This window comes from Nguyenibacter sp. L1 (genome assembly GCF_035199985.1).
In the GTDB taxonomy this organism is placed as follows: domain Bacteria; phylum Pseudomonadota; class Alphaproteobacteria; order Acetobacterales; family Acetobacteraceae; genus Gluconacetobacter; species Gluconacetobacter vanlangensis.
In genome coordinates this window covers 2984602-2997908 of sequence record NZ_CP127015.1, presented here as the reverse complement: position 1 = coordinate 2997908, position 13307 = coordinate 2984602, and the positions used below count along the sequence as shown (strand labels likewise).

Below are 13307 nucleotides of genomic sequence, written 5' to 3'. Positions count from 1 at the left end.
GGTGATGGCCGGGCGGCCGGGGCGGGTGCGGTCAGACCGGCGGGCGTGGCGGGGGGATGGACGGCGCGTGGGCCAGGCCGTCGCGTCCGGACGGGCGTGGCGGCGCGAAGGCGGCCGGGACGACCGGCGCGTGGTGGCGGCGGACCGGCGGCGCCGGCACCAGCCAGGCGGCCGCGCAGTGACCCGGCTGCAGGCAGGCGCCGTCATGCCGGCAGGCCGCGTGCGGGGGGCAGCACGGATGGGCGCCCGAATGGGAGGTGCCCGAATGGGGGGAGACCGAATGGGGGGTGGCCGAATGGGCCGCCGTCGCGGCCGCCATCGCCCCGGGCGCGGTTTCGGCGTGCATGCCGTCCGTCTGGTCCATCCGGTCCATGGCGGTGGCAGGCATGGCGCAGCCTGCCGCCGGGTCCGCCATGGCGGCGCGGGCGGGTGCGAGCAGCAGCGCGAGATGCAGCAGCAGCAGGGCCAGCACGCGGGTCACCGCCCGCGTTCCGCGCGGGCCGGGGGTGGGGGAGAGCCGGTTCACGTCGTCCCCTGCCCTGTCTTTGGGCCGGATGGGCCGCCGGCCAGGTATGTCGCGATCAGGCGGGTCTGCATTGTCCAGCCGCCGTCATTGGCCGCGTAAGCGCGGGCGCGGCGCGCCGGCGGGAGCTGGTCGAAGCCGGATTCGGTGATGGTGAGGCGGGTGCCGTCCGCAACCGGCTCGAGAGCGAAGACGATCAGCGTCATTGGTTCGGCCGTGTAATCGATGCCGGGTTCGACAGCGAACGGGTGCCAGCGGAAGGCGATGCGCCGCATCGGGACGATCTGGTCGACCTGGAGCGCGAAGGCGGCGCCTGCGTAGGGTTGCTGCAGGCGGGCGATGTCGGGGTCCATGCGGGTGGGGACGATATGCCCCGTCACCGTGCCGCCGGCGGCGAACGGCCCGTCGAACCGGACGCCGAACCAGGTGCCGAACTGCTCGGCATCGGCGACGGCATGCCAGACCGCCTGGAGCGGGGCGGGCAGGATGACCTGCTTTTCGATGCGGTCGGGCGTCATGCGGGTGCCTCCGAGGCTGGGTTCGGCATAGCAGGGGATGGAAGCGCCGGACAAGCGTGAGGTGGACACGCATTGAGATGGGCCGCCCGGGCTTGCGCCCGTGCGGCCGGGGGCGCTACATCCGGGTGATTGCCCGTTCTGCCTTGTGCAGATGACGATCCGGACCGAACGCCTTCCCGGGACAGGGCGCATTGCATCGCACGGCGCAGGCCGTGGGCGTCATGCGTTGGGAGAGGAGACGGGGCATGGTTGCGGACCTGCTGATCGATGACGCGTACCTGTATGTCGATCGCGGCTGGGAGATCGCCGGCGGGTGGATCGCCATCAAAGACGGGCGGGTGCAGGCCGTGGGCGCGGGCGCGGACCGGCCCGAGGCGCGGCGGGTCATCTCGGCCAGGGAACGGCTGGTGACGCCCGGGCTGATCAACGCCCACCACCATATGTACCAGAACCTGACCCGGGCCTTCGCGCCCGTGACGGGCGCCAGCCTGTTCGACTGGCTGCGCGGGCTGTATCCGCGCTGGGCGATGCTGACGGACGAGTCGGTCTATGTCTCGACCTTCGTCGCGATCGCGGAATTGCTGATGGGTGGCTGCACGACGTCGATGGACCATATGTACGTCCATCCGCGCCCGCTTCTGATCGACGCGCAGATCCGCGCGGCGCGGGAGATCGGGTTCCGGTTCTATGCCACGCGGGGGTCGATGACCCGGTCGGTCGAGGATGGCGGGCTGCCGCCGCGCAGCGTGGTGCAGGACGAGGATACGATCCTGGCGGACAGCGTACGGCTGGCCGAGACCTATCACGATCCGGCGCCGGGGGCGATGACGCGGCTGGCGCTGGCGCCGTGCTCGCTGTTCTCGGTCTCCGAGCGGATCATGGTGGAATCGGCGCGACTGGCCGAGGCCCATGACCTGCGGCTGCATACCCACCTGGCCGAGGACCATGACGAGGACCGGTATTGCGCCGAGATCTATGGCTGCACGCCGGTGGAATATTTCGAGCGCGTGGGATGGGCCGGGCCGCGATCCTGGGTGGCGCATTTCATCTATCCGTCCGAGGCGGAGATCGGCCGGCTGGCCCATGCCGGGGTGTGCAGCGCACAATGCCCGTGTTCGAACATGATGATCGGCGGCGGGTCGGCCGATGCGATGCGGCTGCGGCGGCTGGGCATGCGGGTGGGGCTGGGCTGTGACGGGTCGGCATCGACCGACCATGCGTCGATGTGGCTGGAGACCCGCATGGCGATGCTGCTGGGCCGGTATCGCAACGGGCCGACGGCGATGACGGCGCGCGACGCGCTGGACCTGGCGACGCGGGGCGGGGCGGCCTGCCTGGGCTGGGAGGACGAGATCGGGCATCTGCGGCCCGGGGCCTGTGCCGACCTGGTGATCTGGCACCTGTCGGACGTGGCGCTGGCGGGCGCCTTGAGCGACCCGGTGGAGGCGTGGCTGCGCTGCGGCCCGGCGCAGGCGGCCACCACCATCGTCCATGGGCGGGTGTTGCTGGAGGATGGCTATCCGGTCGCGCCGCACCTGCCCGAGATCCTGCGCGCGCATGAGCGCCTGGCGCGGCGGATGCAGGCCGTGCCGGTGGGGCGATGAGAGGGGGGCCGGCGTTGCGCGACAGGCGGCGTTGCCGGTTGACCCGGTTCGGGACGGCTGCATAGAATCCGCTGCATGGAGTCCCTGGCCGGGAGATCGCCGCGCGTGGCCTTTCTCGTGGGACCCTCTCGCCCGGCAACACGGAGGGGCCATCATGACGAGGAAGAAATCCGCCGTTCCGCCAGCCCCTGTTCCGGCGCTGGATGCGGGACGGTTTCTTCATGACATCCAGGCGCAAATGGCGCGGTCGCTTCTCGCGGAGCCCGAGAAGTTCGTGGCGCTTGCGGACGACATCGCGTCCACGGCGAACGGCGAGGAGCCGGACGAGGAGCTTTGCAACCTGCTGACGATGGCGCTTGACGAAGCCAGGATGGCGCAGGAAGGCGGGCAGCGTGCCGGCAAACGATGCCTGGATGCCTTGAGCCGCCATCTTGCCGACATGTCCCGGAAAGGCGAGATCACCATACGCGGCAACATGGCGATTACGCGATGTTATGTCCGGGCGAATCTTGCCGTGCCGGACATCGCGCCCGGCGCGCAAAGCGTCAGGCGGGAGGCGTCTTTCCTCGCCGGAGATGAAGGCAGGGGGGATGAAGGCAGGGATCCCGTTGCGGTCTTTGTGGATTCTCTCGGCGACCTGGTGAAAAACGTCGATGACGATCCATCGATGCTGCATCATGTCTTTGCGGAAACGCTGCCGGGGATTCCGCCCGATGCGCGACGCATGGTTTGCCGGATCACCGCCGCGAACCCCGACCCGCGTTTCGAGCCGCTGGGCTGTGCCTGGCTGCTCGATTCGTCCGAACTGGTCAGGGCCGGCGCGGCGGAAGGGTTGGGCGACCGTATTGCCGCGGGCCATCTGAGCGCATCGGCGCTGGGCCGCCTGGCCATGCTGCGCACCTGGATCGTCGATGAGCCGCATCGACGATGCGTGGACGGACTGATCCGGCAGGCGATCCGCTCCGGCGTGCCGTCCGAGCCGGCGGACGTGCCGCGCTATCGGATCACGGGATGCGTGTCGAGCCCGGTCGACGGGGCCGGCGCGCAAAGCCTGGGGATCGGCCTGCAACGGGGGCGATCGCGCTCGATTGCCGTCGTGCTGCTGAAGCAGGGGTTCGGCGTGAAGGATGCCTATGCCGCGCCGTGCGGCAGCGTGGCGGAGCAGCGCGGCATTCTCCAGCAGATGGCTGGTCCCGGGGAGGAAGGCCGCGTCTCGCTGGATTATGTCCGGACGGCTTTGCGCGTCGCGCTGGCGGATGGCATCCGGAATGGCGTGTATCCGGCGCCCGGCCTGATCGACGTCGTGGATGTCTGTGCGTTATCCGACCTGCGGCCGGCGGATGATTCGTCACCGGCCGGGTTGCTGGGCCAGTACGATGCGGAAGAGCGCCTGCGATCCCTTTCTGCGGATGCGCGCGACGGGCTGGTCGCGGTAAGTGGGGAGTGGGCGGCGATCTATCCGGTTCTCGGTAGCTGGTTCGAAGACAGTGACGACATGTTCGACGCGATCGGAGCCGGCGCCTCGGCGGCAGCCCGGAAGAAGGCGCTGTGGACCTGGCTTGAGACGCGGCGGGCGTTCTGGTCGTCGATCGTGATGCGGACCGCCCTTCTGTTGCAGGATCGGGGCGATCCTATGGCGGATTCCTTCGCGGTGACCGCCTGTGAGATTTCCGGCGACCGTCCATTGCGGCGCATTCCGGTGATGTCCGCGATCGCGGACCAGACGCTGGAGGCGCGTTCGGCGGCGGGCGCCCCGGCGGGTGACGGCATGCCTCTGGATTTCGATGAGGCGCTGATGGATTTTCTGATGAATGCCGTCGCAGCCGCCCCTGCGGCGACGCGCGGCCCGTCCCGGGGCCGGAAAACGCGGAGCCCCGCGCCACGGAAGCGGAAATGATACCGGCGCATGTCATGATTGACCGTCTTGTGCTCTCTTTTTCGGGGCGTTGCCCCGAACCAAGCCAAAGGCGGTACCTTTGGAAAAGCTCTGTTGTTACGTGTTGAAGTGTGATTTTTCAAAAGGCTGGCGAAATCCCGGGCTCTGCCCGGACCCGGCAGGGACCGCAGGCCCCTGCACCCCGACTCATTGATCCATCAATCGGTTTCCAAAGGCGCAGCCTTTGGCGGGTTTCAGGGCAGCGCCCTGAGAAAAGCCACCAACACTTAACGGCAACAGAGCCTTTGGAAACCGATTATTTATCAACGCAATGGGGTGCAGGGGTCTGTGACCCCTGCCGGGTTCGGGCAGAGCCCGACCTGTCTTCCAAACGGTCAATGTCCAAGTGGATTGGTATGAGCCGTTCTTTTTGATCGTCGTGGGACCGGTTTGATCGTCACGGGACGCGGCAAGCCGTGGTGGCATCGCGCCGCCGCGGCTTGCCCGGGGCTGGATCAGTGCGACAGGTCGGTGACCAGCGAGAGCAGCATGTCGATCGCCGGAGGGATGGCGGCGACCGGCGTGCGTTCGTTCAGCCCGTGCATAAAGTCGTCGGACGCCTTGATGAAGATCGGGCTGGCGCCGTAGCTGGGCACGTGATGGTTGCGGAACCACATGCTGTCGCTGGCGCCCGAGGTCATGGCGGCGAAGGCGGGCACGCCCGGATAGGCGGCGTGCATGGCCTTGTCCACCGCTGCCGTGAAGTCGGGGCGCAGGGGCGACGCGTCGGTGGCGACCGAGCCGGCGGTGACGTCCGTGAAGGCGATGGCCGGATCGGCGGCGACCTTCTGCAGTTCGGCCATGATCGCGGCGCGGGTATGGCCGGGGAAGATGCGGCAATTGATGTTGGCGGTGGCGCGCTGCGGCAGGGCATTCAGCGCATGGCCGCCCGAGATCATGGTCACGACGCAGGTCGTGCCGATCTTGCCGACCAGGGACGGGTCGGCCGACAGCGCGGCGATCGCCTTGCGGTCCGTGGGATCGGTGGCGAAGGCGCGCATCGCCGCGGCGGTGGCCGGGCGTTCCCATCTGGCGGCGCTGACGAAATAGCCGCGGGTCAGCGCGTTCAATTCGGGCTTGAACTGGTAGTGCCGGATGCGCAGCAGGGCGGCCGCCAGTTCGTCGATCGCGTTCACCGCGCGGGGTTCGGAGGAATGGCCGCCCGGATTGGTGACGACCATCTGATAATCGGCATAGGTCTTTTCCGCGCCTTCCCAGGTGAAATAGGCGGGCTTGCCGGTGCGTTCGTCGAGCACGCCGTTGGCGCCGTCGACGTTCAGCACCAGTTCGGCGTCGGGAATCCGATCGGCGATCAGGGCGCCGGTCTTCATCGTCGTTTCCTCGTCGCCCGAGAATTCGAGGATGATGTCGCGGCGGGGCCGGTAGCCCTGGCGTTTCAGCTCGACCAGTGCGGCGATGGCCAGCGTGTCGTCGAGCTTCATGTCCGTGGCGCCGCGGCCATAGAGATAGCCGCCTTCGACCACCGGGGTGAACGGATCGCGTTGCCAGTCGGCGGGCCGGGCCTCGACCACGTCCATGTGGCCGGAAATGACCAGGGGCTTGAGCGTGGGATCGGTGCCGTGCCAGCGGGCGATCAGGTAGGCCGTGTCATCGACCGGGGTGATGGTGATGTCCTGCGCGGAAAACCCGCCGGCGACCAGGGCCGATTTGAACAGCGCCGCGACCTGCGGCGTCTGGTTGCCGGGGCCGGCGACCGAGCGCAGGGCGATGGCCTGCTCGGCCAGGGAGAGGGCCTGGGCGTCGGCCTGCTGGTGGATGGGTGCCGCGTGGGCGGCGAGGGGCGCCGCGAGGGCCACCAGGGCGGTGGTGGCTGCGAAGAGGGCTGAGATCCGCATCGACATGTCCGGTTGCTGAGTCCTGTGCCGTGATTCGATGGGGAATCGTAACCGCTGCGGGATGGGATGCCCAGCCCGCGGGCGCGCCTCTGACCGCGCATCGCGCCGTCACTTTCCATTCTCGCGGCCGGGCTGCATGAGAGGCGCAGGTTCGGCCGCCCTTGCCGCAGTCCACGCGGATTGCGGACGCAGATACAGGAGGACCGTGGCCGCGGCGGCCAGAAGAACGATCCCGGCGCCGGCGAAGGCGCCACGCGGACCATGCGCGTCGAGAAGCGCGCCGCCGATGCCCGCGCCGGCCGCGATCGACGCCTGGATCACGGCTACCTGCAGCCCGCCCGCGCTTTCGGTTTCGTCCGGAACGGTCCGCGTGACCCAGGTGGTCCACGCCACCGGAAAGACGCCGAAGGCAAAGCCCCAACCGGCCACGAAGAGCGTCGCCATCGGCGGCGCGCCGCCCAGCGTGACGAGGCCCAGCGCCAGCGACGCCATCAGCAGGGGCATGGCCGCCAGCGTCATGCGCAGGCTCGCGCGGATCATGGCGCCGGAAAGCGCGGTGCCGGCGATGTTGGCGATGCCGAACCCCAGCAGGATGGCGGCGACACCGTCGGCGCCGACACCGGTGACGCCTTCCAGGAACGGGCGCAGATAGGTGAAGAAGAGGAAATGCCCGCCGAAAACGAGCACCATGCCGATCTTGCCGACACCGACCTGCGGGCGTTTGAGCAGTTCGAACAGCGTCGCCAGGCGGGATTGCCCGCGCGGGCTGATCGACGGCAGGACAAAGAACTGCCAGCAGAAGGCGATCAGCGCGAGAAGCGCCGACCCCATGAAGATGCCGCGCCAGCCGATGAACGCGCCGAGATAGCTGCCCACCGGCACCGCGGCCACCATGCCGACGGAAACCCCGCCAAAGATGATCGAAAGCGCGCGCGGCACCATCGCCGGGGGAACCAGCCGGATGGAAACCGCCGCCGCCATCGACCAAAAGCCGCCAAGGCCGATCCCCAGGAGCACCCGGCCGGCCAGGAGCATCGGATAGCTGAATGCGAAGGCGACCACCAGGTTCGAGGCGATCAGCAACGCCGCGAAGGCCAGAAGGACGATGCGCCGATCGACGTGCCGCGTGATGGCGGCCATGAACAGGCTGGCGAAGACGGCCACCATGGACGTGGCGGTGACGGCCTGGCCGGCCATCCCCTCGGTCACGTGCAGGTCGGAGGCGATCGGGGTCAGCAGGCTGGCCGGCAGCATTTCGGAGATGATGAACCCGACGACGCTGAGGGACAGCGAAAAGACGGCGCTCCAACAAGGGTGGACCGGCCCGCTCTCTTCCGGGGGCGAGGCGATGTCCTGGCTGACGAATTCCACGATATTCTCCGGGTGCGCGACAGGCCGCGCGAGGGGGGCATGTGCAGCATAAGGGCGAGGCCGGTCCCCCGTAAGCTGCCCGTTTCCGTATGTCGTCATGAATCCGGCTCATGAATGCCGGACATCGCATTCGCACCTGGACGGCGTCAGCGCGTGTCCATTATGAATTTGAAATCCTCGATTTGAAATTCGGGATATCTGCGCCCCATAATGAGGTGATTCCACCTGATCGCGACCTGCTCCATGAAGTCGATTCATGAATATGCGTGACAATCTTAACGACCTTCGGGCCTTTCTAGCCGTGGCCGAGGAGCGGAGCTTCACCCGGGCAGCCGGGAAGCTGGGCGTGTCGCAGTCGGCGCTGAGCCATGCGATGCGCGGCCTGGAGGAGCGTCTCGGCATCCGCCTGCTGATGCGCACGACGCGCAGCGTTTCCCCGACCGAGGCGGGCGAGCGCCTGGCGCAGCGGATCGGTCCGCATTTCGTGCAGATCGAAACCGAACTCGCGGCCTTGACGGAGTTGCGGGCGAAGCCTGCCGGGACGGTTCGGATCACGGCGTCCGACGACGCGATCAAGCATATCGTGTGGCCGCAACTGGCCAAGCTGCTGCCTGCCTACCCCGACATCAAGGTCGAACTGAGTATCGAGCCCGGTTTGACCGACATCGTCACGGAACGCTATGACGCGGGTATCCGGCTGGGCGAACAGGTCGCAAAAGACATGATTTCCGTCCCTGTCGGACCGGAGGTGCGCTTTGCCGTCGTCGGATCCAGATCCTATTTCGACAGCCACCCTGTGCCGCGGACGCCGCAGGATCTTCTGAACCACAATTGCATCACGTTTCGGCAGCCGACCCGTGGCGGGATCTATGCCTGGGAATTCGAGAAGGGCGGCCGCGAATTGCGGGTGCGTGTTCAGGGACAGGCTATCTTCAACAGCAGCCTTCAGAGTCTCGATGCCTGCCTTTCGGGGGCGGGACTTGCCCATATGCCCGAGGAACTGGCGCACCCCCATATCGCGACGGGTCGGCTCAAGCGGGTTCTGGCGGATTGGTGTCCCTACTGGTCCGGTTTCCACCTGTATTATCCAAGCCGCCGGCAGTCATCGCCGGCCTTTGCCCTGGTGGTCGACGCGCTGCGCTATCGGAGATAGGGATATCCAAGCGCATCGAGATGCCGGTCGAATGCGTCGCGGACGGCATCGTACGTGGTGGCCCGGGGCAGACCCTGCGCGTGTCTTTGCGTTGTTGCCGAAGCGCGGAACAGGATTCCGCACCCCAACGCCGCGCAGCAGCGCGAGATCGTTGAACGCGTCGCCCAGCGCGACGCAATGCGATGGCGGGCCGTGCGCCCAGACAGGGCTATATTTCAGGGCACAGAACGCCTTCGAGATCAATGAAGGCCATCGCGTTCGGCCGGGCCGGCGTGCGCGGCTGGACGATGCGCGTCCTTGTTGCGCCATCAGGCCGGTGATCCATGCGCTCAGCCCCTTTAGACGAACACGAGCGATGCGCCGATCAGCAGAAGAATCGCGCCGATGACGCGATTGAACCCGGCCGCACGCGCCATGACCCAGCGCCGCGTGGCACTGCGCGACAGGCCGCAGGAGACGAGGACGAACCAGGCCAGATGACACAGGGAGATCGTGGCGCCGCACAGCAGGGCATATTGCACGGTCGCATGCGGGCCGATCACCTGGGTATAGAGGCTGATGGCGAACACTGCTGTCTTGGGGTTGAGGGCGTTGGTCAGAAAGCCCGCCAGGAAGGATTGGGACGCCGACACTGCCGGCCGCGCGCCGTCGCCGTCCTCGATCGCCAGGCCTGACCGCATCGTGCGCATGCCCGCATATGCGAGATAGGCCGCTCCCGCGAAGCGGACATATGTCAGCAGGTCGGGAACGACGCCCTGGACCGTGGCGAGAAAGAAGACGGCGTAGAAGACGTGAATCCAGCACGATACCGCAATTCCGAAGGCCGACAGAACGCCGGACCGACGCCCATGGAGGAAACTGTTGCGCGACACCATGGCGAAGTCGGCGCCGGGGCTTATGACGGCGAGCGACGTCACCGCGAGCACGATCAGATAGTGCGCCATGGGATCCGGTCCTTGTTTTTCGAGGTTTTTCGGGAACGGGGGCGCCGCGGTTCGGCCGGAATCCGCCGGAACGCCAGCACCAGGACATCGCGATAGGCTGCCTGGCCGGGACCGCATGCGTGGATCGGGTCGACGCCGCGATAGACCCGTTCATCGTCGATGATTGCGGTTTCGAAAGGCGATTTCAGATTCAATGATCCCACGGGATTGCGCGAGAGGTCGTAGATGGTCGTTTCGCCACCCCGCACGTTGCGCTGGTCGATCAGCGCCATCAGGACGTAGGCCACGCCATCGCGATGCGCGCCCTCGGGCGTCGGCTTGCCGCCGTTGGCCGAGGCGGTGATCCGGAACTGGTGTGCCTCGACACGCCATCCGGTCCAAGGCGACAGCCCGCAGAAGATCCGATCCGCGAGGCCCAGGAAGCCCTGCATCACCGGATTGGCGTTCGTTGCGTCGACGATCGGTTCGACATGCCGGACGCCGCCGCCGTTGAGCGGGTTATGATCGATCGTCCGGACGCGCGGCCGATGATTCAGCCGTTCGATGGCGCCGCCTGGGGCGACCCGGTAGACCGCGTGCCGCCACCGCCGGGGCGGACCGCCATCCGCCATGTACGTATGCAGGGGCATATTCTCCCAGGATGCGCAGAATGTTTCCACGTCCCTGCCCGTGTAAGGCCGGATCGTGCATAGCGCCTTCAGGATCCCGGCGCTGTCGAGCGTGGCGAAGCCGCGCGCGGCGACCAGATTCTGCGGCGTGGGACGGACGTCAACTGCGTCATCGGCGGGCATTACAAACGTGCTCGTTGCCTGTGAATCGCTCCGGCGTGGGAGCCCGGCTCAATCTGTCAGAGCTGACGTTGTCAGAACTGGAGCCGGGGAATAATCGATTTGATTTGACGCAGTGATGTGAGATTTTCTCACATATCCCACCAGGGGAGGAACGGATGCCCATGTCCCGCCTGCGTCTGCCGTCGCTCAACGCGTTGCGCGCGTTCGAGGCCGCTGCCCGGCATGTGACGCTGGCGCGCGCGGCCGAGGAATTGCACGTCACGCACGGCGCGGTCAGCCGGCAGATCAGGCTGTTGGAAGAGGAACTGGGGGAGACGCTGTTTCTGCGGGACGGGCGGGGGAAGGCGCTGACCCCGCGCGGTCATCTTCTGGCCGGCCGGCTGCATGAGATCTTCGCGGATCTTGCGCAGACGATCGACGATTTCCGCCAGGATGGCGTCGTGCAGCCGCTTTCGATCTCCTGCGAGCCGACCTTGTGCCTGAAGATGCTGATCCGCGATCTCGGCGCGCTGAAGCGCGAGACCGGGCTGGACGTGAAGCTGTTCGCCGCGGGCGGTCCGGTGGATTTCGCGCGCGACCGCATCGATCTTGCGATACGGCGGGACGATTTTCCGATCCCGAACGATCTGTATGTCCATCCCCTGGCCGACGAGGCGACCGGCCCGGTGCTGTCGCCCCGCATGGCGGGCGACCGGCCGGTTTCAGATTTCCGGCGGTTGCCGCAACTGCATTCCATGACCCGCCCGGATGCCTGGCGGGACTGGTTCCGCCGGACCGGCGTCAGGCCGGTACGGGCGAAGCGGGAAATATTCGAGCATTTCTACCTTGCGCTGGAAGCGGCGCAGGCCGGGCACGGCGTGGCGCTGGCGTCGGTGTACATGGCCGCGGGAGATATTGCCGCCGGGCTGCTGGTCGCGCCGCGGCGCTTCGTGCCGGACGGCACGCGCTATGTCTGTCTGTCGCGCGAACCCTTCGACCGGGACCCGCGGCGCCGGCTCTTTGCGTCATGGCTGGCCCGGCGGATGGAGCGGCTGTCGCGTGCGTTCGTCGGGGACGATCCAGGGGGGAACGATTCAGAGGAGGACGGTTCAGGGGCGCGATCCTGAGCGGCCGGCGGTCAGCGGGGCATCGGGCAGGCGGGCGCTGGTTTCCGCCAGCGTTTCGCAGGGCGGTTCGTTGGGGGGCGGGCCGTCGGTGGCCAGCGGGTAGACATGCCGCCGCCCCATATCGGCGCGGAGCATGGCGTAGGAGAAGGGCTGGTCGCGCCGGATGCACAACGCCTTGGCCACGCCGCCGACGGTGAGGGGTTCGCAATCCGGCAGGGCCAGCCCGGCGGTGAGCGCGGCGTCGCCGTAGAGGACATGGCCGCCGCGCAGGACGAGGGCGACGCCGGCGGGGGTGGCGCGGACCACGGCGGCGAAGGGGTCGGCGCCGGGATGGAACAGGACCAGGTCGGCCAGCTTGCCCGGGGCGATGCTGCCCAGCCAGGCGTCGGCGTGGGTGGCCAGGGCGCCGCCCATCGTGGCCATGCGCCACAGGTCGCGCATGTCGAGCGCGCCATGCAGGGACTGGTCGTCATACCGCAGGGCGCAGGCGAATTCGCGGCTCATGTTCATCGAGCCGGACGGGAGCCAGTCCGTGCCCAGCGCCACGGGGATGCCGAGCCGCCGGGCCGCCAGGACGTCCAGCGTGCGGCCATAGAGCGCGAGGTTGCTGCGCGGCGACCAGACGAGGCGCACGCCGCGCCGGCGCAGCACCGCCAGGTCGTCGGGCCGGAGGCCGACGCCGTGCAGGATGGTCATGTGCGGCTGCATCAGATCCTGGCTGGTGCCGCCGCCGCCCGGCTGGGGCGTGGTGTCGTAGAGGCCGGTGCTGAGGCAGCGGAATTCGTTGCGGGCGGCGTCGCCGGTGCCTTCGGCCACGTGGGCGAGGAAGGCCTGGGAGGCGGCGACGTCGTCCGGTCCGGACGGGTGGTGGCCGTAGTCGCAATCACGGGTGCGCATGATGCCGGGCGCGTCGTCCAGCGGGAAGATCTGGTAGGTGACGGGGCGCATCGGCACGCCGTCGAGCCCGGTGGCGAAATCGAGGTTGCGCACCAGGCCGGGCGCCATGTCCTCGCCCACCATGGCGGTGACGCCGCTGAGCAGCATGCGCAGTTCGCCCCAGGCGATCAGTTCGGGGTCGTGGTCGGGGACGGCGTCCTTGAGTTCGGTGTGGCCGTCCAGCCCCTTGCGCCATTCATGGCGGTGGACGAAGCGTTCGCCGCGATCCGGCAGCGGGGCGATGCCGGTGAAGTCGATATGGTCATGCGGGTTGATCAGGCCCGGGGAGAGCACGTACCCGGGACAGGCGATGCGGCGGGGCGACGGGCCGGCCGCGCGGCAGGCCGCGCCGACGCAGGCGATGCGGCCATCGGCGCCGACGACCACGCGGCCGTACCCCGGCGCCGGCCCGTCGGTCAGCACGATCGCGTCGATCACCGTTTCGGGGCCGCCCGGCGTGACCGTGCAGCCTGGCGCCTGGGCGGCGGCGGGGACGGCCAGGCCCGGGAGCGCGAGGCCCAGGAGCGCGGGGCCGAGGAGAGATACGACGAGGATCGCGATGCGCACCG

Annotated in this window: 11 protein-coding genes; 4 read left to right on the top strand and 7 right to left on the bottom strand. The window is 68.2% G+C overall.

Annotated features, from left to right (window positions below):
• Positions 1–31 precede the first annotated feature (31 nt).
• Positions 32–526, bottom strand: coding sequence for a hypothetical protein (locus tag QN315_RS13470; RefSeq protein ID WP_323989771.1), 495 nt, complete (start codon positions 524–526; stop codon positions 32–34).
• Entirely contained in the window at positions 523–1041 is a 519-nt protein-coding gene (locus tag QN315_RS13465; protein WP_323989770.1) for an SRPBCC family protein, read from the bottom strand. The genes QN315_RS13470 and QN315_RS13465 overlap by 4 nt, the downstream gene beginning before the upstream one ends.
• A gap of 245 nt (positions 1042–1286) precedes the next feature.
• Between QN315_RS13465 and QN315_RS13460 the strand changes: the two genes are divergently transcribed.
• Both QN315_RS13460 and QN315_RS13455 read left to right on the top strand, forming a co-directional pair.
• Positions 1287–2645: an 8-oxoguanine deaminase gene (locus QN315_RS13460; RefSeq protein ID WP_323989769.1), complete on the top strand. Its 1359-nt coding sequence runs from the start codon at positions 1287–1289 to the stop codon at positions 2643–2645.
• Positions 2646–2799: 154 nt separating this feature from the next.
• Positions 2800–4542: a hypothetical protein gene (locus QN315_RS13455; RefSeq protein ID WP_323989768.1), complete on the top strand. Its 1743-nt coding sequence runs from the start codon at positions 2800–2802 to the stop codon at positions 4540–4542.
• A gap of 494 nt (positions 4543–5036) precedes the next feature.
• Here the strand turns inward: QN315_RS13455 and QN315_RS13450 are convergent, their stop codons facing one another.
• Both QN315_RS13450 and QN315_RS13445 read right to left on the bottom strand, forming a co-directional pair.
• Complete coding sequence (locus QN315_RS13450) at positions 5037–6437, bottom strand: M20/M25/M40 family metallo-hydrolase (RefSeq protein ID WP_323989767.1); 1401 nt, start codon at positions 6435–6437, stop codon at positions 5037–5039.
• Between the two features lie 108 nt (positions 6438–6545).
• Positions 6546–7808 carry an MFS transporter gene (locus QN315_RS13445; RefSeq protein WP_323989766.1) on the bottom strand — a complete coding sequence of 421 codons (1263 nt, stop codon included), beginning with the start codon at positions 7806–7808 and terminating at the stop codon, positions 6546–6548.
• Between the two features lie 256 nt (positions 7809–8064).
• On the opposite strand from QN315_RS13445, the gene QN315_RS13440 reads away from it, so the two are divergent.
• Positions 8065–8961, top strand: a complete 897-nt coding sequence (locus QN315_RS13440) for a LysR family transcriptional regulator (protein ID WP_323989765.1) — start codon at positions 8065–8067, stop codon at positions 8959–8961.
• A 338-nt stretch (positions 8962–9299) separates the two neighbouring features.
• On the opposite strand, the gene QN315_RS13435 is transcribed toward QN315_RS13440, so the two are convergent.
• A complete protein-coding gene (locus tag QN315_RS13435) occupies positions 9300–9905 on the bottom strand; it encodes a LysE family translocator (RefSeq protein ID WP_323989764.1) in 606 nt (201 codons plus the stop codon).
• On the bottom strand, positions 9890–10696 hold the full coding sequence (locus QN315_RS13430) for a 2OG-Fe dioxygenase family protein (RefSeq protein ID WP_323989762.1): 807 nt from the start codon (positions 10694–10696) through the stop codon (positions 9890–9892). Before QN315_RS13430 ends, QN315_RS13435 begins: the two co-directional genes overlap by 16 nt.
• Positions 10697–10857: 161 nt before the next feature.
• Here QN315_RS13430 and QN315_RS13425 point away from each other — a divergent pair, with 161 nt between their 5' ends.
• Positions 10858–11802, top strand: coding sequence for a LysR substrate-binding domain-containing protein (locus tag QN315_RS13425; protein ID WP_323989761.1), 945 nt, complete (start codon positions 10858–10860; stop codon positions 11800–11802).
• On the opposite strand, the gene QN315_RS13420 is transcribed toward QN315_RS13425, so the two are convergent.
• A complete protein-coding gene (locus QN315_RS13420; protein ID WP_323989760.1) occupies positions 11785–13305 on the bottom strand; it encodes an amidohydrolase family protein in 1521 nt (506 codons plus the stop codon). The two genes, QN315_RS13425 and QN315_RS13420, sit on opposite strands and share 18 nt — an antisense overlap.
• Positions 13306–13307 lie beyond the last annotated feature (2 nt).